Source organism: Thalassobaculum sp. (assembly GCF_040219215.1).
GTDB lineage: Bacteria > Pseudomonadota > Alphaproteobacteria > Thalassobaculales > Thalassobaculaceae > Thalassobaculum_A.
In genome coordinates, this window is sequence record NZ_JAVJSX010000025.1 from 100,984 (window position 1) to 120,352 (window position 19,369).

The 19,369-nt window shown below is 65.0% G+C and carries 17 protein-coding genes; 5 read left to right on the top strand and 12 right to left on the bottom strand.

Features of this window, described 5'->3' with window-relative positions:
* Position 1: 1 nt before the first annotated feature.
* The 7 genes from RIC54_RS18330 to RIC54_RS18360 all read right to left on the bottom strand — a co-directional run bounded on the left by RIC54_RS18330 (position 2) and on the right by RIC54_RS18360 (position 8,994).
* On the bottom strand, positions 2–2,632 hold the full coding sequence (locus RIC54_RS18330) for a TRAP transporter permease (RefSeq protein WP_350096275.1): 2,631 nt from the start codon (positions 2,630–2,632) through the stop codon (positions 2–4).
* Between the two features lie 93 nt (positions 2,633–2,725).
* Positions 2,726–3,709 (bottom strand): TAXI family TRAP transporter solute-binding subunit, encoded by a 984-nt coding sequence (locus tag RIC54_RS18335; RefSeq protein WP_350151293.1) that lies wholly within the window; start codon positions 3,707–3,709, stop codon positions 2,726–2,728.
* A 271-nt stretch (positions 3,710–3,980) separates the two neighbouring features.
* Positions 3,981–5,306 (bottom strand): aspartate aminotransferase family protein, encoded by a 1,326-nt coding sequence (locus tag RIC54_RS18340; protein WP_350096279.1) that lies wholly within the window; start codon positions 5,304–5,306, stop codon positions 3,981–3,983.
* Between the two features lie 85 nt (positions 5,307–5,391).
* A complete protein-coding gene (locus tag RIC54_RS18345; protein WP_350096281.1) occupies positions 5,392–6,030 on the bottom strand; it encodes an ABC-type transport auxiliary lipoprotein family protein in 639 nt (212 codons plus the stop codon).
* The gene (locus tag RIC54_RS18350) at positions 6,030–7,037 is read right to left on the bottom strand and encodes an MlaD family protein (protein WP_350096283.1); all 1,008 of its coding nucleotides are present in this window, start codon (positions 7,035–7,037) and stop codon (positions 6,030–6,032) included. The genes RIC54_RS18345 and RIC54_RS18350 overlap by 1 nt, the downstream gene beginning before the upstream one ends.
* Positions 7,038–7,039: 2 nt before the next feature.
* Positions 7,040–7,852: an ABC transporter ATP-binding protein gene (locus tag RIC54_RS18355; protein ID WP_502989704.1), complete on the bottom strand. Its 813-nt coding sequence runs from the start codon at positions 7,850–7,852 to the stop codon at positions 7,040–7,042.
* Positions 7,853–7,854: 2 nt separating this feature from the next.
* Positions 7,855–8,994 (bottom strand): MlaE family lipid ABC transporter permease subunit, encoded by a 1,140-nt coding sequence (locus RIC54_RS18360; protein ID WP_350096288.1) that lies wholly within the window; start codon positions 8,992–8,994, stop codon positions 7,855–7,857.
* Positions 8,995–9,168: 174 nt separating this feature from the next.
* On the opposite strand from RIC54_RS18360, the gene RIC54_RS18365 reads away from it, so the two are divergent.
* Positions 9,169–9,684: an adenine phosphoribosyltransferase gene (locus RIC54_RS18365; RefSeq protein ID WP_350096290.1), complete on the top strand. Its 516-nt coding sequence runs from the start codon at positions 9,169–9,171 to the stop codon at positions 9,682–9,684.
* Positions 9,685–9,704: 20 nt separating this feature from the next.
* On the opposite strand, the gene RIC54_RS18370 is transcribed toward RIC54_RS18365, so the two are convergent.
* Positions 9,705–10,706: an acrylyl-CoA reductase family protein gene (locus RIC54_RS18370; protein ID WP_350096292.1), complete on the bottom strand. Its 1,002-nt coding sequence runs from the start codon at positions 10,704–10,706 to the stop codon at positions 9,705–9,707.
* A gap of 102 nt (positions 10,707–10,808) precedes the next feature.
* Complete coding sequence (locus RIC54_RS18375; protein ID WP_350151295.1) at positions 10,809–12,185, bottom strand: sensor histidine kinase; 1,377 nt, start codon at positions 12,183–12,185, stop codon at positions 10,809–10,811.
* A 244-nt stretch (positions 12,186–12,429) separates the two neighbouring features.
* On the opposite strand from RIC54_RS18375, the gene RIC54_RS18380 reads away from it, so the two are divergent.
* Positions 12,430–14,154, top strand: coding sequence for an acyl-CoA dehydrogenase family protein (locus tag RIC54_RS18380; protein ID WP_350096296.1), 1,725 nt, complete (start codon positions 12,430–12,432; stop codon positions 14,152–14,154).
* 15 nt (positions 14,155–14,169) lie between these two features.
* Here RIC54_RS18380 and RIC54_RS18385 read toward each other — a convergent pair whose 3' ends face one another.
* Genes RIC54_RS18385 through RIC54_RS18395 form a run of 3 tightly spaced genes read right to left on the bottom strand, consistent with a single transcriptional unit; the run spans position 14,170 to position 15,891 of the window.
* Positions 14,170–14,721 (bottom strand): GNAT family N-acetyltransferase, encoded by a 552-nt coding sequence (locus RIC54_RS18385; RefSeq protein ID WP_350096298.1) that lies wholly within the window; start codon positions 14,719–14,721, stop codon positions 14,170–14,172.
* Between the two features lie 4 nt (positions 14,722–14,725).
* Positions 14,726–15,367, bottom strand: a complete 642-nt coding sequence (locus RIC54_RS18390) for a thiolase C-terminal domain-containing protein (protein ID WP_350151297.1) — start codon at positions 15,365–15,367, stop codon at positions 14,726–14,728.
* On the bottom strand, positions 15,274–15,891 hold the full coding sequence (locus RIC54_RS18395; RefSeq protein ID WP_350151299.1) for a thiolase family protein: 618 nt from the start codon (positions 15,889–15,891) through the stop codon (positions 15,274–15,276). Before RIC54_RS18395 ends, RIC54_RS18390 begins: the two co-directional genes overlap by 94 nt.
* 191 nt (positions 15,892–16,082) lie before the next feature.
* On the opposite strand from RIC54_RS18395, the gene RIC54_RS18400 reads away from it, so the two are divergent.
* From RIC54_RS18400 to RIC54_RS18410, 3 genes are all read left to right on the top strand, one after another.
* The gene (locus RIC54_RS18400; protein WP_350151301.1) at positions 16,083–17,687 is read left to right on the top strand and encodes a GMC family oxidoreductase; all 1,605 of its coding nucleotides are present in this window, start codon (positions 16,083–16,085) and stop codon (positions 17,685–17,687) included.
* 64 nt (positions 17,688–17,751) lie between these two features.
* Positions 17,752–18,039, top strand: a complete 288-nt coding sequence (locus RIC54_RS18405; RefSeq protein ID WP_350096304.1) for a hypothetical protein — start codon at positions 17,752–17,754, stop codon at positions 18,037–18,039.
* A gap of 53 nt (positions 18,040–18,092) precedes the next feature.
* Positions 18,093–19,322, top strand: a complete 1,230-nt coding sequence (locus RIC54_RS18410) for an aminotransferase-like domain-containing protein (RefSeq protein ID WP_350096306.1) — start codon at positions 18,093–18,095, stop codon at positions 19,320–19,322.
* The last annotated feature ends 47 nt before the right edge of the window (positions 19,323–19,369 follow it).

Sequence of the window (19,369 nt, forward strand, 5' to 3'; positions counted from 1 at the left end):
CTCAGAATGCGGGCACGTCCGTCCGTCGCCGCTGCAGCATGATGATCAGTCCCAGCAGCAAGAATGCCGGAATATAGAAGACCTCCTTTGCAACCCGCGAGACCGGGACTTCGATAGCGGTGATGCGAACCGGGTTGTCGCCGTAGAAGTCAAAATCTCTCATCTTGCTGCCCGGAACGCTGGTCGGTTGGAACGGCTCCTCCAACTTGGCGACGCCGTCCTCGATTACGACATGCAGGTCCGCCTGCTTGAGCCGTTCGTCGCCGCTGGCCCCCTTCGCTCCAAGCGGCAACAGGAAGGTCATGGTCTCCACCTTGTCGCCATACTTGATCGACGGCCCTTCGACCACGAGTCGGATACTGGCCTCGTCCGGTTCGATCTGTGCGAACTCGACGACCTTTGCCGGGTCCTCCTTGTGGAAGGGTGCTTCGACCATATCGAGCCAGAACCCGGGTCTGAACAGGGTGAAGGCAATCAGCAGCAGGGCAACCGCCTCCCACCACCGGTTGCGGGCAAAGAAGTAGCCTTGGGTCCCTGCCGCAAAGAGCATCATCGCGACTGTTGCAACGATGAACACGTAGACCGCCTCCAAGACGGTCACGTTGATCAGCAGGAGGTCGGTGTTGAAGATGAACAGGAACGGCAGCGCAACGGTGCGCAGCGAGAAGTAGAATGCGGTCATGCCGGTCTTGATCGGATCAGCTCCGGAAATCGCGGCCGCCGCGAACGATGCCAGGCCGACCGGAGGCGTCACATCCGCCATGATCCCGAAGTAGAACACGAACAGGTGGACCGCGATCAACGGCACGATCAGGCCGTTCTGGGCCCCGATCTCCACCACCACACCGGCCATCAGTGACGACACCACGATGTAGTTCGCCGTGGTCGGCAGACCCATACCCAGAATCAGGCTGAAGATCGCCACCAGCACCAACATCGCCATCAAGTTGCCGCCAGACAGGAACTCGATGAACTCACCCATCACCTGGTGGGCGCCGGTCAGCGAGATGGTGCCGACAATGATGCCGGCCGCGCCGGTCGCCACCGCGATCCCGATCATGTTCCGAGCACCCGCGATCAGCCCGTCGAGCACACTGTGGAACCCTTGACGAAACGCGGCGCCATAGTTGCCCGTTCGCCGAAAGAACGCCTTCAGTGGATCTTGGGTAAGCTGGATGGCGATCATCGCCACCGTCGCCCAATAGGCGGACAGACCCGGCGACAGCCGCTCGATCATCAACGACCATACGAGGACCACGATCGGCAGCAGATAGTACAGGCCGGTCCGGAGGGTCGGTCCCGCCTCGGGCAACTCGACGATCGGCGAGTTCGGATCGTCAACCTTGAGGTCGGGGTTACGGGCGGCAACCCAGACCAATGCCAGGTAGACGGCAACGAAGAGCACCACGACCGCGGAGAAGGTGGTGTTGGGGAAGAGTTCCTTGGTCCAGCCGAGCCCGTAGTAGATCACCGCGGCGGTGATCGCCATGAACAGGAACCCGGTCAGAACCCCGATCAGCTTCTGCAAGGCCGTCCGGATCGGACCCGGCTTCGGCAAGCCCTGCATGCCCGACTTCAGGGCCTCGAGGTGCACGATGTACAGCAGGGCGATGTACGAGATCGATGCCGGCAGCAGAGCGTGGCGCACCACGTCCAGATAAGTGACGCCGACATACTCGACCATCAGGAATGCCGCCGCCCCCATGACCGGCGGCATGATCTGCCCGTTCACCGAGGACGCGACTTCGACGGCACCGGCCTTGTCGGCGGGAAAGCCGACGCGCTTCATCAACGGGATGGTGAAAGTGCCGGTTGTCACCGTGTTGGCGATCGACGAGCCGGAGATCAAGCCGGTCATGGCGGAGGATACCACCGCGGCCTTGGCCGGTCCGCCGCGCAGGTGGCCGAGCAGCGCGAACGCAACCTGGATGAAGTAGTTGCCGGCCCCGGCCTTATCGAGGAGCGAACCGAACAGCACGAACAGGAACACCATCGACGCCGAAACGCCGAGCGCCACGCCGAACACGCCCTCGGTTTGCATCCAGAAATGCCACATGGCCTTCCCGTAGGAAGCACCCTTCCACTGGATGACCTCGGGGATGAATGGCTGGTCGCCGAAGAATACGTAGATCAGGAAAACCGACGCGACGATCACCAACGGTAGACCGAGCGCGCGGTAGGTGGAGATCATCAGGACGGACAGGCCGAAGGTCGATGCGATCAGATCGCCCGTGGTCGGCAGCCCGGCACGGTACGCGATGCTCTCCTTCTCGACGATCATGTACAGGCAGGACGCGATCCCGATCAGCGCAAGCACCCAGTCGTACCAGGGGATACGGTCACGCGGCGAATGCTTGAACAGCGGATAGGACATCGCGGCGAGCGACAGCGCGAACGCCAGATGGACCGAGCGTGCTTCGTCGGAGTTGAAGACCAGATTCACGCCGAGAACGTCGGTCAGGAAAAACGGGATGTCCGACGCGATGTAGAGTTGGAACAGAGACCACACCAGGGCATAGCCCGCCAGGAAGACGCCGACCGGGCCGACCGGATTCCGGCTGCCGGTGTCGCTGGATGCGACGAGATCCTCAAGATCGATCTCGTTCCGCGTCGCGTCGCTCTGTGAACTCATCGTGCCCCCCGGTCACTCGTTCGAGTCAATCAGTCCCATTCAAGTGATGTGTCCGGCCGGAAGCGTCGCTGTGACGCTTCCGGCCGGCGGCAATCACATCAGGCCGAGTTCCTTGTAAGCCTTGGCCGCACCCGGGTGCAGCGGAGCCGACAACGCAGCCTTCACCATCTCTTCCGCCTTCAGATTGGCGAAAGCGGGGTGCAGTTTCTTGAAGTCGTCAATGTTGCTCATCACCGCCTTGGCAACCACGTAAGCCACATCGTCCGGGACATTGGCCGAGCTGACGAACGTCGCGCCGACACCGAAGCTGTTGGTGTCGTACGGGCTGCCCGGATACATGCCGCCCGGGATCGTCGCGTGACGATAGTACGGGTTCTCGGAAACCAGCTTGTCGAACGCCGGGCCCGTCACGTTGACCAGGTTCGCCTCACAGGTCGAGACGGTTTCCTGCACCAGCGCCGCCGGATGGCCGACCAGCCAGAAATAGGCGTCGATCTTGTTGTCGCAGAGTGCCTGGCCGGTTTCCGCCGACTTCAGCTCGGCGGCCAGCTTCAGGTCGCTGCGCTGCCAGCCCATCGCCTTCTCGATGACTTCCCAGGTGCTGCGCGTGCCCGAACCGGCGTTGCCGATGTTCACCCGCTTGCCCTTGAGGTCCTCGAAATTGACAATCTTCGCGTCCTTGCGGGCGATGACCGTCACCGGCTCCGCGTGCACGGAGAACACGCTGCGGAGTTCCTTGAACGGTCCGGCGCTCGCGAAGTCGCCGGTGCCGGTGTAGGCGTAGTACTGAACGTCGGACTGCGCGACGCCGAACTCAAGCTCGCCCGACCGGATGGTGTTCACGTTGTAGGTGGAACCACCGGTAGACTCGACCGAGCACCGCAGACCGTGTTCCTTGCGGTCCTTATTCACCAAACGGCAGATCGCGCCGCCGGTCGGGTAGTAAACGCCCGTCACGCCACCCGTGCCGATCGAGATGAACCGCTGTTCAGCGGCCGACGCACCATCGGAACCACCAACGGCGAGTGCGGCAGCACCCAATGCGACAGCAAACGTCGTTGCAAAAAGTTGCTTCATATGAAGTCCTCCGAAGTCTCCCGTTTCTCACTCTTTCCCGATGCGGCCCGATCCCGTGGGTCCTGTCATCGGATTGCCGACCGGGGCCGTCAGGCCCTCCGGTCATTCTGGGGTCACTGTCCCAGGAATCCCCATACCTACTATGCTCATCCCGCCTTGCTTGCGTCAACTTACGCCCAGTTCCGAAGATCGGATGATTCGCCCAAAGATCGCTCTGGTCTACTAGGTTTTCTATCATACAGGGCCTAGGGTCGACTCTTACAATGGTCTGTCAGGCGGGCAGCACCGCATCGATCGAATCGCCCAGTTTCTCAACGATCTCAGTAATGTGGCCCTGATTGATGATGAACGGTGGCGCGACCAGAACATGGTCGCCACGACGGCCATCAATGGTCCCTCCCATGGGGTAGACCATCAAGCCACGCGCCATGGCTTCCCGCTTGATCGCCGCGTTGACCTTGCGGGCGGGATCAAGAGGTTCCTTCGAGCCACGATCCGCCACCAGTTCCAGTCCCAGGAACAGCCCGCGCCCGCGGATGTCCCCGACATAGGGATTGTTCCCGAACCGGGTTTCGAGCGCGTGGCGCAGCGCGGCGCCCTGCGTTCGGACGTTCTCCAGCAAGTTGTCTTCCTGGATCACCTTCTGCACGGCCAGGCCGGCGGCGCACGCAGCCGGATGGCCCATGTAGGTGTGACCGTGCTGGAAGAATCCTGAACCGTCCCGGATCGCCGCGTAGATTCGGCCATCCAGCAGCACGGCTCCGATAGGCTGGTAGCCGGCTCCCAATCCCTTGGCTATCACCAACAGGTCCGGGGTGACGCCGTCCTCCTGACACGCGAACAGATGGCCGGTCCGGCCCATGCCGCACATGACTTCGTCGAAGATCAGCAACACACCGTGGCGGTCGCAGATCTCTCGCACACGCTTCAGGTAACCCGGCACCGCCGGAACCGCACCGGCGGTGGCGCCGACCACGGGCTCGCAGACAAACGCCGCCACCGTCTCCGGGCCGGCGGCCCGGATCGCCGCATCCAGCTCATCCGCGACCCGAATCCCGTATTCCTCGACGGTTTCGTCATCACGGCGGTCCCGGTACTCGTAACAGGGCGCGACATGGGTGGCGTCGATCAGCATCGGGTGGAACTGTTCGCGCCGCCACTCATTACCGCCAATCGCCAGCGCGCCGAGGGTGTTGCCGTGGTAGCTCTGGCGGCGCGCAATGATCCGATGCCGCTGCGGCTGACCGATCTCCAGGTAGTACTGGCGCGCCATCTTCAGGGCCGCCTCGACACCTTCCGATCCGCCGGACACAAAGTACACCATGTCCAGGTTGCCCGGGGCGGCTTCGGCCAGGAAGTCAGCCAGTTGCTCCATCGGCTGGTTGGTGAAGAAGCCGGTATGGGCGTAGGGAATTGCGTCGAGTTGCGCCTTGACCGCATTGATCACCCGCACGTCGCTGTGGCCGAGGCACGACACGGCGGCACCGCCCGACGCGTCGAGATAGCGCTTGCCGGCGGCATCGACCACGTAGACACCGTCGCCCCGCTTGGCGGTCGGCGGAACGGCTTTGGTCTGACGATGAAATACGTGGGTCATGCGACTCTCCCGCCGGCCATCCGGTTGTCCGTACGCTGCAGTCAACGCCCGCCACCCGATACGGTCAAGGGCCTGCGGGCGCCGTCTAGCCCTCGGTTTCCGGGCGGGTGACGGTCCACACCACGATGTCGCGAAGCACCTTGCCCAAGGCCTGGTCGAACGTATCGACGATGGAGTGGATCTTGTTGTCCCGCGCCGCAATCACCCGCTCCACGGTGGTCGACGCGATGATCCGGCGTTGCGGCATGCGGACCAGCTTGGCGTTGATCCGAACGTTGATCTTGGGTGTCTCGACTCCAGCCTCGTACTCCGCCTGAAACTCCCGCAACTCGACCCGAAGCACGAAGTCCGAACGCAGCGACACGGACTCGCGCCCCACGCCGACGATGGCTTTCGAGTTCTCAAAGGTCTCGATCAATAGGCGCTGCACCATGTTCGGCGCATCGTCGATCCACTGGGCCCCGGCGTAGTAGTCGATTGCATGCGCCCCGCGCATCACGGCGATCCGCGTCGTTGCCAATCCCGCCGGCGATGACGGGCGGTCGACGGCAAGCTGCCAGTCGACCGTTGGCAGATTGTCTGGAAACGTGCTCTTCGGCGTGAGGGTGTAGAGCTGTTGCGGCGGCCCACCCAGCGACAGGTTGGAGCATCCGGCAACCACCACCATCAGCGATGCAGCAAGCGCACGCACAAGAACGTCGCGGACCAACCGAACCTTCGCCATCACTGCGCCTCCACCTGGCCTTCGCGTTTGCCGAACAGGAACTGCGACGGATCGCGATTGAGCTGACGCACCACGCGATCCAGATTGCCGACGAGTTCGCGGGCCTCGAACAGGAACTGGGTCAGTTCGTACAGACCGGAGTTCGAGAAGTCCCGCATCCCGGGCCGGGCTTCGCCGACCAGCGCCTCGAGCTGCGCCGCGGTTCCGCCGATCCTCTCGGTGGTGAACGCCAGCCGCTCGCTCAGCTTTCCGATCTCGGCGTCCACGCCGGCAACGGTGCCGCGCGCCGCGGACAACGTGATCGCGACTTCCTCGGTGATCGTCTTGAAGTTGCCGCGCAGTTCCTTGATCAAAGGGGCCATGTCAGCCATTGCCGCGCGCACTTCCGTGGCGGCAGCGGCCCCATCGACGACCGCCGTTTCAATCTCGCCGGTGCGTTCGGCAAGGACCGCCGACACCGTCGCCAGATTGTGCAGGATGTCGCGGACCGATTTCTGATTGTCGTCACTGAGAAAGCCCTGCAAGCGGGCAATCAGGGTCACCAACTGGCCAGCAATCTCGGGTGCCGACTGGAACACCTTCTCCAGCCGCGACGCCCGCGACGGAATCAGCGGAAGCTTTCCGGATTCAGGTGCCTGGAGGTTCGGTGCGTCGCGCGTCCCGCCCTGGATCTGGATGAATCCGAGGCCGGTAAGTCCTTGGGATTCCAGCGTCGCATACATGTTGGCCTTGATCGGGATGGCGGCATCGAGTTCCACCGTCACGGCCACTTTCTCGACGTTGTCCGGATCGATCCGGATATCAGCTACCGAGCCGACTGGGACGCCGTGATAGCGCACCCGACTGCCCACGGACAGGCCGCCCACCGAACCGTCGAACTCGATGAGGTAGTCGCGCACATCCTGATCGAGACGGACGTTGCCGAACCAGACCGCCAGGCCCAGGCCGCCCAGGAACAACGCCAGAACGAAGGCGCCGACCACCGCGTATCCCGCTCGCGTCTCCATCGTCAGCCTCCCTCAGCTCCAATCCGGCCGGCCGCTGCCGGCGCCTTGAACGCCGCCCGCGCCCGCGGTCCATGGAAGTACTCCTGAATCCAGGGATCCGGATTGCCAACCAGTTCCGCCATCGTACCGACCACGACGCGGCCGTTCACCAGTACGGCAATGCGGTCACAGATACGGGCCAGGCTGTCCAGGTCATGGGTAACCATCACCACCGTCAAACCAAGGGCCCGGCGGAGATCCAGGATCAGTTCGTCGAAGGCCGATGCGCCGATCGGATCGAGCCCAGCAGTCGGTTCGTCCAGGAACACCACCTCCGGGTCGAGCGCCAGGGCCCGCGCCAACCCGGCCCGCTTCTTCATGCCGCCGGACAGTTGCGATGGAAACTTGCCGCATGCATCGGCTGGAAGGCCGACCAGACCCACCTTCAGGCGAGCCAGTTCGTCCATCAGCACGCTCGGCATGTCGCCGCGTTCGCGCATCGGAACCTCGATGTTCTGACCGACGGTCAGGGCGCTGAACAGCGCTCCCTCCTGGAACAGCATTCCGAAGCGTCCGGCCAGGCGCGCAGTACTCGATCCGTCCCAGGAAACCGGTTCGCCCAGCAGCGTGACCTCGCCCTCGTTCGGTCGCTGCAAGCCAATGATGGTCCGCAGCAACACCGTCTTGCCGGTCCCGGATCCCCCCACGACACCCAGGATCTCCCCGCGTTCCACGGTCAGGTCCAGTCCGTCATGCACAACCTGCGACCCGAAGCGGGTGATCAACCCACGGACCGTGATCGCCGGTTCGCTCGGAGGATCACCGGGGGACTGCACGCTCATATCCCAATCTTGGCGAAGGCGACCGCAAAGATCGCATTCAGGATGATCACCAGGAAGATCGACTCCACCACCGCTCGTGTGGTCTGGCGCCCCACGCTTTCGGCGCTGCCGGACACGCCCAGGCCGCTGTGGCACCCAACCAGCGCAATCGCCAGGGCGAACACCGGGGCCTTGATCAGTCCGGTCACGAAACTCCAGATGGTCACGCCAGCCGACAATTGGGCGAGGAACTGACCGACCGACATGTCCAACTGGAACAGGCATACCATCGCGCCGCCGGCGATGCCGGCAACGTCCGCGAACACCGTCAGCGCCGGCAGCACGATGATCAAGGCGATCACCCGGGGAAGCACCAGAACGTCGATCACCGACATGCCCATGGTCTCCAGGGCGTCGATCTCCTGATTCACTTTCATGGTGCCGATCTGAGCGGCAAACGCGCTTCCCGATCGACCGGCCACGATGATCGCGGTCAGCAGGATGCCGATCTCCCGCAGGACCGAAATTCCGACCAGGTTGACCGTAAGGTTCGCCGCACCGAAACGGGTGAGTTGCAGGGCTCCCATGTAGGCCAGCACCACACCGACCAGAAAACACAGCAGGCCGACGATAGGCAGGGCCGTCACACCGGTCGCCTCGATCTGCGCCACGACCGCCGTGCCGCGCAGCCTTGTCGGGCGCCCCACGATACGGCCAGCGGCGACCACCACAACACCCAGCAATCCCAGCAAGTTGCGGCCGGTGTGCAAGCCTTCGAGCGTGTGCCGGCCGAGCCGCTCCAGGAAGTCGAGCCACGACGAAGTCGGCGCCGGTGCAACCTCGGCCGATGGGTCATACTCGGCCGCCTTGTCGAGGATCGCTTGCAGCCCTTCGTCCAGACCGACCATCGCGACTGGAACACCACGTCGGCGAAACTGTGCCACCGTGCGCTGGATCACCCAGGCGCCGGCGCTGTCGAGGCGGCTGACGGAGGTTGCATCCACGGTCACCGCCTCAGCGGGGCGATCGGCCAGCGCGCGGGCCGGCCCGTCTACCGCGAGAACGGTCTGCAAGGTCCAGGGTCCTCGCAGGCTCACCACCAATGTGCCGCCTCGAGTTTCGATCGTCAGAGCGTCGACGACCGTGGGGTCCTTCACGCTTGCTCCAAGGTGCCCGAACGTCGCCGAACCCACCGACTTCTCCCTGCGATCCGGCGGGTACGATACCGGTCGCGGCCCTGCTCTACCAGAACGGCAATCCAAGCGAGACGGTGGAACCCGAGGACGGATTGTTCTACATGGAACGGCTGAGCGGACGCCTGGGAGAGTTTGATGAACCTGAAGGACCACATCCGGTCGGTGCCGGATTTCCCGAAACCGGGGATCCTGTTCTACGACGTCTCCACCCTGCTGGCGCATCCCGCCGCGTGGAAGGAGACCGTCCGGCGTCTGGCCGACGCTATCCGGCCGTTCAAACCCGACATGCTGGCCGGCATTGAGAGCCGTGGGTTCCTGACCGCGGCACCGCTCGCCCTGGAACTCGGCCTCGGCTTCATCATGATCCGCAAGAAGGGCAAGCTGCCCGGTCCGACGGTGCCCTACACCTACGATCTGGAATACGGCACCGACACCGTGGAGATTCAGGAGTCAGCCGTCCCGGCTGGTGCCCGGGTCGTGATCCTGGACGATCTGCTGGCAACCGGCGGCACGTTGAACGCCTCGGTCCAGTTGCTGCGCAAGGTCGGGGCCAACGTCACCGGGGGCGCGTGCATCATGGAACTGAGGTTCCTGAAAGGCCGCGACAAGTTGGACATCCCGTTCGAATCCATCATCCAGTACGACGACTGACAGGATCGAGCCGGGGCCTGTCAGCCGCCTCCGACCTTCACGACCGCCCGACCCTGAACCGTACCCTTGAGGATCGCCCGACCGAGGTCCGGCAGGTCCTCGAAAGCATGTGTGTGGCTGATGGCGTCCAGCTTTGCCATCGGCAGGGTGTTGGCAATCGCCTTCCAGACGCGCTCGCGGCGCTCGCTGGGACACATCACCGAGTCGATGCCCAGCAGGCTGACCCCGCGCAGCAGGAACGGCAGCACGGTCGTCGTGACCTCGTTGCCGCCGGTCAGCCCGACGGCTGCGACGACGCCGTTGTACGCCACCTGGGTCAGCAGGTTGGCGAGCGTGGACCCACCGACATTATCGATCGCCGCCTGAAAGCGTTCCCCGGCCAGCGGCCGCTTCGGTTGCTCGGAAAGCTCTGCCCGGTCGATGATCGAGGCGGCACCAAGCTCCTTCAGATACACGTGGGTTTCCGAACGGCCGGTTGACGCCACCACCGTGTAGCCCTTGGCCGCCAGCAGGGCTACCGCCACGCTGCCCACGCCGCCGGACGCACCGGTGACCAGCACCTCCCCGCGCTCGGGACTCATCCCGGCTGCCTCAAGCGTGTCGACCGCCAGTCCGGCCGTGAAGCCCGCGGTACCGAGCGCCATTGAGCGCGCCAGTGTGAGGCCCTTTGGCAACTTGACCAGCCATTCGCCCGGCACCCGCGCCAGCGCCCCGCAACCACCCCATCGAACCTCGCCGACCCGCCAGCCCGTCAGCACCACCTCATCACCGGGCGCGAATGCCGTATTGGACGACGCCTCGACCACGCCGGAGAAATCCACGCCTGGCACATGGGGGTAGTTCCGCACCAACCGGCCGATGCCGTTCATCACCATTCCGTCCTTGTAGTTGACGGTGGTGTAGGCGACCCGGACCGTGACATCGCCGTCCGGCAGGTCTGCCACCGGAACATCCTCGAAGGCGCCTGTCACCTTGCGGTTGGCATCTTCGCGAAGGAGATAGGCCCTGAAGGTATCGGTCATCGTGCGTCCCCTCGACTGCATCGCGTCCAGCATGGCAACGCCTGTCCTTGGGAGCAACGCCGAACCCGAGCAAAGCCGCCGGAGCACATGACCAGAACAGGATCAGGTCGGGCTCACCATCTCGATCTCTCGGCGTTTCGATGCCGATCGCCCAACGCGTGCCGGCAACCGAACGACTGCGGTCGTTCCGCGCCCGATATCGCTGTCCAGGCGAAACTCACCGCCATGCAGCGTCGTCAGCCGACGGGCAATCGTCAAACTCACACCGATCCCGTTGAATTCCTGGGTTAAGGGGTTGTCCAGGCGGACGAACGGAATGAACGCTTCCTTGATCTTCTCTTCGGACATGCCGATCCCGGTGTCGCTGACCCGAAGGGCCCACCATCCCTTGTCATCCGCGGAGACATTGACGGTCACGGATCCTGTCTTGGGCGTGAAACGAATAGCGTTCGAAATCAGGCCATCGAGTATCTGGCGAAGCCGCTTCGGGTCGCCCCTGACAAATACCGGCGCGTCGGGAAGCGTGCATCGCAGTGCCACCTTCCGACTGGCCGCATTGCTCGATTGTTCGGCAACGCATTCGGCGACCAACGCGCAGAGATCCTCGTCCGAAAACGACAAAGTCATCGTGCCGGTTTCAATCTCCGCCACGTCAAGTATCGCGTTGATCGCCCGCAACGCTTCGACGCCGCTGAACTGAATGCCCTCAGCGTAGTCGCGGTACTTCGGATGCCCGAGTTTCCCCAGGCTTTCGCTGGCCATCAGGTCCGAGAAGCCGATCACGGCATTCATCGGGGTGCGCAGGTGATGGCTGAGATAGGCCAGCGTCTGCCATTTATGGCGAGCCGCAAGCCTTAGATCGGCACGGGCGCTGCTGAGTTCTTCACGCTCGTCCTCCAGCGTGCTCTGCAGCTGCAGCGTCTCCTGCAACTGCTGGCCAAAGGAAACCGACGTCGCGGTTAGGACCGCCGCGTAGAACAGAACCAGCCCTCCCATCGCGACGAACAGAACCGACCCCTGCAGCAGGTAGACGGCCGCCAACGGGATCGTGGCGCCAAGGAGGTATCCGAGATACGCCGGTCGATACCAGCTGAGCGACGACAGTCCGCCGGCGGTCGTGCCTGCAATCACGAACCCGGCGAAGGCGAACTCCACGAAGCCACCGCTGCCCCACAGCAGCGCCGGCAAAGCGCCCCAAGCCAGTCCGCTAGCCGTGGCCCCCACCGCGTGAGCCTGCAACTGCAGTTTGCTCGAAACTCCACGCCGCACCAGGACGGTGATCGAAATCCACCGCATCATGACGATTGCGACGACAGCCAGGACCCACGACGCACCCGTCGAGAACGTCAGCGCTGACACCACCGCGACGTAGGAAACGATCGCGATCACAATATTGGTGAGGCTCGTGACTCGTCTGCGGCACAGTTCGGCTGCCTGTCTGTCTTCGATCAACACGCGGCTCACCGGCCGATTAATCATCTCAGAACCCCGTAGAGCCGTGCGAACCCGCTCAAAGTCGAACCTGTTAGCGGTTGCCCAATCGACTACGGTTCCATTCTTATGTTGGACGTCTAAAAATATAATTAATTTCCAATAATTTCCATGTGATTTGTACGTAATTCCATCATTGCTGTATTATGGATGTCTCGCGGAACATGCTGCTTTGGTGATCTGGTTACGCCGGTTGCACCGCAGTCCAATCCATTGATTTGAGAGTCTTTCCATGACCAGAACCGCACCCGACCCGGTCGGCCTTCGGTCGCCCGTCAATCCTGAAGGTTGGCAGCCCGATACCCGCGGGATCAATGCGTACCGAGACGACGAGGCACTCCAACAACTGCTGGCCCTGTACGTTCCGGCGCCCGACCTGGCGACCCTGCGGCCAACCTTTGAGTGTCTTGGAGACCTGATAGGCGGGCGGCTGGACAAGCTGGCTCACAGTGCCGACCGGAACCCACCGGTTCTGCACCCACGCGACCGCCAGGGCCGCGACCGGCAATGGATCGAGAAGCATCCGGCCTACACGGAGATGGAGCGTATCGGCTACGCCGACCTCGCCATGGCGGCGATGTCGCACCGCCCGGCGCTCGGCCTCAACCATCCGGTACCGCACGCCGCGAAGTACGCCATCCAGTACCTGTTCGCCCAGGCCGAGTTCGGTCTGCTGTGCCCGATCAGCATGACCGATGCGTTGACCCGCACAATCCGCCGCTTCGCCGATCCGTCACTGGTCGAGCGTTACCTGCCCGGCCTGACCGCCGACGACCTGGAGCATCAAATCCAGGGGGCGATGTTCATGACGGAGCGGGCCGCCGGCTCCGACGTCGGCGCCACCATCACCCGGGCAGTGCAGGACGGTGACGCTTGGCGGCTGCACGGCGACAAGTGGTTCTGCTCCAACACCGACGCAGGATTGGCACTGGTGTTGGCCCGTCCTGAGGGTGCCCCAGCGGGCATCAAGGGGGTGTCGCTGTTCCTGCTGCCGCGCGACTTGCCGGACGGCGGCCACAACGCTTACCGGATCGTGCGACTGAAGGACAAGCTGGGCACCCGATCCATGCCCTCGGGCGAGATCACCCTGGAGGGAGCGCTGGCCTGGATGGTCGGCGAGCCCGGCCAGGGCTTCGTGCAGATGGCCGAGATGATCAACCAGTCGCGGCTGTCGAACGCCGTGCGGTCGGCCGGGATGATGCGTCGGGCGTGGCGCGAAGCAATCACCGTCGCGCGCGGACGCAGTGCCTTCGGTCACCGGCTGATCGACATGCCGTTGCAGCAGCGCCAGTTGCTGAAGATCCTGCTGCCGGGCGAACAGGCGCTGTCGATGGTGCTGTACACCGCCGACGCCCTGGCCCGTGCCGATTCCGGCGACGCCGAGGGCAAGGCGCTGCGTCGCATCCTGACGCCGCTGGTCAAGTTCCGGGTGTGCCGCGATGCCCGCAAGGTCACCGGGGACGCCATGGAGGCGCGCGGTGGTGTCGGTTACATCGAGGAGTGGATCGAGCCGCGGCTGCTGCGCGATTCCCATCTCGGCTCGATCTGGGAAGGCACCAGCAACATCGTCGCTCTCGACGTGCTGCGGGCCGCGCGCAAGGACGCGGCACACACCGCGCTCGGGGGAGCGCTCCGTCAGCGAATGGCCACCTCAGGCGTGCCGGCGAGCCTCCAGGAGAGCCTGACCGGACTGCTCGGCAGGGCGGTTCGCGCCGTCGACACGGCTGCCGCCGCAGGGGCGGCCGGCGATCCGCACGCCCGAACGGCGGCATCCGGCCTGTACCACGCCGCCTCGGCCTGCCTGCTGGCAGCAGAAGGCGCGACGCTGGCGGGCGACGGCGGGGCAAGACGACTGCTGTTAGCTCAACAGGTGATCGACCACAAGCTCACGCCACGCGACCCGCTGGCGTTGCGCGAAGAGGCCGGCACCGATGCTTCGGCACTTTTGATGCGGTGACGTCCCGGCGGTCCTTCACCGCACGGCAGGATCCACGAAGGTGCCGTCGCCCAGCACCCACTCCATCGCAACCCGGGTGTCCGCCGGAAATCCGACCTCGACCTGTTCTTCGATCTGCTGACGCAGGAACACCTCGGACGCCAGATCCGGAACCTCCCGAAACCCCAGCCACTCGTAATACGGTGCATTCCAGGGCAGGTCCCGGAAAGTGGTCAGCGCCAGCCGCGTGATGCCGCGTGGTCCGTGGAACACCGCCGCCCGCCGCAGCATCCGTGCGCCCAGACCATATCCGGCGTGATCGGGGTGCACGGAGAGCTGGCCGACATAGAGCGTGCTGAGGCCGACCAGCCGGCAGTGTGCGAAGCCGACCGGCCGATCGCGCGCATCGACCGCCACCCACAAGCCCCAGCGGGCCTGGGTCTCGACGAACTCCTTCATTGTGGTTGGCGGATAGGTCGCCACCAGCTTGGCATAGCGGGTGCCCTCGAACCGGACGTCGGCGGCCAGTTCGATAGCCGGAAGGGCGCCCAGCTCGTCGGGACGGGCGAGCCGGACGCCATAGCTCATCGTTTCAGCGCAGCGGTTCGAGGATCGAGACGTAATTGGCAACCGCCGCCCCGCCCATGTTGAAGATGCCGGCCAGCTTGGCGCCAGCGACCTGCATGTCGCCGGCCTCGCCACGGACCTGCAGCGAGGCCATGACGTGCATCGACACGCCGGTGGCGCCGATCGGATGGCCCTTGGCCTTCAGCCCGCCGGACGGGTTGACCGGCAGCTTGCCGTCCTTCTCGGTCCAGCCCTCCAGGATGGCGCGCGCGCCCTGGCCTTCCGGCACCAGGCCCATGGCCTCGTACTCGATCAGCTCGGCGACCGTGAAGCAGTCGTGGGTCTCGACCAGGTCGAGGTCGTTGAGGCTGAGGCCGGACTGCGCGAACGCCTTCTGCCAGGCCGCGGTGCAACCCTCAAACTTCAGGATGTCGCGCTTCGACATCGGCAGGAAGTCACTGGCGTGAGCCGCCGCACGGAACGCGACGGCCTTCTTCATGCCGAGCGCGGTATCCACGTCGGTCATCACGATCGCCGCCGCACCATCGGACACCAGCGAACAGTCGGTGCGCTTCAGGGGCCCGGCGACGAATGGGTTCTTCTCGCTTTGGGTCCGGCAGAACTCGTAGCCGAGGTCCTTGCGCATCTGCGCATAGGGATTGGCCACGCCGTTCTTGTGTTCTTGGCGGCGATCCGGGCCAGCGCGTCCGACTGGTCGCCGTGACGCTGGAAATACGCCTGGGCGATCTGCCCGAACACCCCGGCGAAGCCGCCGTCGATGCCGGCCTCTTCCTTCAGGTAGCTGGCCTTCAGCAGGGTCTCGCCGATCTCCTTGCCGGGCAGCGCCGTCATCTTCTCCACGCCGACGACCAGGACCCGCCGGGCCTTCTTGGCCTCGATCAGGGTCAGGCCCTGGTGGACCGCGGCACTGCCGGTCGCGCAGGCGTTCTCCACCCGGGTCGCCGGCTTGAAGCGGAAGTCATCGGATGCCTGGAACACCAGCGAGGCGGTAAAATCCTGCTTCTCGAAGCCGCCGTTGAAATGGCCGAGGAACACCGCGTCGATGTCCTTCGGCTCCAGCCCGGCGTCGGCCACGGCGTCGGCTGCGACCTTCACGATCATGCTCTCGGCATCCTCGCCCTCGCGCTTACCGAAGGGCAGATGCGACCAACCGACGATGCAGGCGGTCATGACGGTGTCTCCTCGTTTCTCGTCAATATGTGCATATACATAGTACGGCCATGCACGCGTGTCACAGCATGGTCATTCAGCGGCGGAGTGCAAGATGCCGCAGGGTTAAGTTCCAATCCGCCGGGGTATCCGGCGTTGATCCGTCGCACCAATGCTTGCGATGCTCAGTCCCCACACCTCGGGGCGGAACAATGGACAGCGACAGTTTCGACTACGTCATCGTTGGCGCCGGATCGGCGGGATGCGTTCTGGCCGACCGCCTGAGCGAAAGCGGCGTGCGCGTGGCGCTGCTGGAGGCCGGGCCACCCGACCGCCATCCGCTGATCCACATCCCGGCCGGCGTGCGCGACCTGCTGTACAACGCCAAGGTGAACTGGAACTACGCCACCGAGCCGGAAGCGGTGTCTGGCAACCGTGCCATCCATTGGCCGCGCGGCCGGGTTCTAGGCGGCAGCAGTTCGATCAACGGCATGCTGTATGTCCGCGGCAACGCCGCCGACTACGACGGCTGGGCCCAACTGGGTTGCCGCGGCTGGAGCTACGACGACGTCCTGCCGTTCTTTCGCAAGTCGGAACGCTACGCCGGCGGCGATGACGAGTACCGCGGGCGCAACGGCCCGCTGGCGGTCGAGGACTATCGCACCATCCTGCCGGTCACCCACCGCTTCGTCGAAGCCGCCCAGCAGGCGGGGTTCCCTCTCAACCCCGACCAGAACGGCGCCTCGCAGGAAGGCGTCGGCTATTCGCAGATGACCCGGCTTGGCCGGTTCCGTGGGTCTACCGCCCGGACCTACCTCGCCCGCGCGCGCCGCCGGCCGGGGCTGCGGGTCGAAACCGACGCTGTCGCCACCCGCCTGCTGATGGACGGCAAGCGCTGCACCGGCGTGACATTCCGGCAGGGCGGGGTCGAGCGTACGATCACCGCCCGGCGCGAAGTGATCGTGTCCGGCGGAGCGGTGAACTCGCCGCACCTGCTGCAGGTCTCCGGCATCGGCCCGGGCCGGCACCTGCAGTCGATCGGTGTTCAGACAATTCACGACCTGCCGGGCGTCGGCGGCAACCTGTCCGATCACTATGTGGCGCGCGTTGTTCACCGTGTGAAAGGCGCGGTGACAATCAATGAACTGGCACGCTTTCCGCGACTCGCCACCGAACTGATGCGCTTCGTGTTCCGCGGCGATGGTGCCCTCACCTTCGGGGTGACCAGTGCCATGGTGTTCAGCCGCAGCCGCGAGGGACTGGCCAGTCCGGACCTGCAGCTGCTGATCACCCCGGCCAGCTACGATGTGGCCCGCGTGCTGAAGCTCGAAGACCAGCCCGGCATCTCGCTGGTGATCTGCCCGACTCGACCGTCGAGCCGCGGGACCGTGATGGCCGGGTCGGCCAACCCTCTGGCGCGGCCGATCATCCGGCCGAACTATCTGTCCGACGCCGACGACGTTCGGATCATGCTTGCCGGATTCGAGCAGGCCCGGCGGATCTTCGCCGCCTCTGCGCTGGCCGAGCACAGCGTCGCCGAAACCCGCCCCGGGCTGGACGTGCGCACTCCGTCCGATCTGGAGGATTTCGCCCGGCGCGAGGGCACCACCCTGTACCACCCGGTCGGCACCTGCCGGATGGGCGAGGACCCAGGTGCGGTCGTCGACTCCCGCCTGCGGGTTCACGGTTTGCAGGGCCTGCGTGTGGCCGACGCCTCGGTGATGCCGAACCTGACCACCGGCAACACCAACGCGCCGACCATCATGATCGGCGAGAAGGCGGCGGCCATGATCCTGGAGGACGGCCGGAGCCAATGACCAGCACCCGGCAATCCGCTACCCTGCCTCCCGCACATCCATTCCGCTCCAGGAGCCAGCCGTCATGACCGCCCTACGCCCCCGGCGCCCGCTGTTCGCTGCATTCGCCCTGGCTGCCACCCTGGCGCTCGCCGGCTGCCTGCATGAGGATTCCAAGGCCGAGATCGTCAAGAAGGCCGAGCAGGCGACCACCAAGGCCGAGTTGCGGGCTGCGCTGGGCGAGCCGAAGACGCTGAACAAGGTCGGCCCGCTCGAGGAGTGGGTCTACGAGGCTTCCGACGGCGTCGTCCGGTTCCCGATCCTGGGCGACCGGGTCGGCCCGGTCGTCACCGGCGAGAAGACCAAGAACTAAGCTTTACCAAGCTCCCTGCCCGCCCTTCCTCGTCCTGCCTGAGGTCACCTGCCATGAGTTTCGACTACACCCCCTTCTTCCGCAGTGACCTCGCCGCCCCTGCCGGCCGCTGGGGCGGTTTTCCGGCATACAACTTCGTCGGTGGTCACAACGACGCCGAGAGCGTGCCGGTCGATGACCTGATGGCCTCGGCCGCCGCGGTTCTGGCGCGCGAGGGTCATACGCTGGCGACCTACGGCTTGAGCAGCGGCCCGCAGGGCTACCGGCCGCTGCGCGAGGGGGTGGCGGCGCAGTTGAACGCCCGTGCCGGCCTTGCGTGTACCGCCGACGACATCCTGATCACCTCGGGTTCGCTGCAGGCGCTCGACCTGATCAACGCCGCGCTGGTGGAGCCGGGCGACACGGTGATCCTGGAAGAAGCCTGCTACAGCGGCGCCATGAGCCGGCTGACGAAGTGCGGCGCTTCCTATATCGGCGCCCCGCTGGACGGCGACGGCATCCGCATCGACGCGTTGACCGCGATCCTGGAGGACCTCAAGGCCAAGGGAGTGCGGCCGAAGTTCATCTACACCATACCGACCGTGCAGAACCCGACCGGCTCGGTGATGCCCAAGGCGCGCCGGGAAGAACTCCTGAAGGTCGCGGCGGCGTACGGCGTTCCGATCGTCGAAGACGACTGCTACGCCGACCTGATCTGGGACGGCGACCGGCCGCCGGCGATCAGGGCCCTGCCGGGTGGCGACCGGGTGATCTATTGTGGGTCGTTCTCCAAGTCGATCGCCCCGGCGTTGCGCGTCGGCTACATCGTTGCCGACTGGCCGGTGCTGAGCCGGCTGCTGCCGCTGAAGACCGACGGCGGCACCGGCGCGCTGGAACAGATGGTGCTGTCGGAATACCTCGCGAACGGCTTCGACGGCCACGTGACCGCCCTTACCCGAACCCTGCAGGGCAAGTGCGCGGCGATGATGGAGGCGGTCAACCAGCACTTCGGGTCGGCGGCCGAGTTCACGGCACCGAAGGGCGGCATCTTCCTGTGGGTGACTCTGCCCGATGCGGTCGACACCGGAAGTCTGTTCAAGGCCGCCGGGGCGGAGGGCGTGGCGATCAACCCAGGATCGGAGTGGTCGGCCGACGCGGCCAGCGGCCGCCACCGCCTGCGGCTGTGCTTCGCCCACCCATCGGTCGACAGCATCCGCGAGGGTGTCGCTAGACTGGCGGAAATCTGCCATCGCGAGTTCGGTGTTCCGGTGCGCAGCGCCAATGTTCAGCGCGGCGGTTCGTAGTGGTATAAGACCCGCCCGCGCCATCTGGGCAGCGGCCATGATTGCCA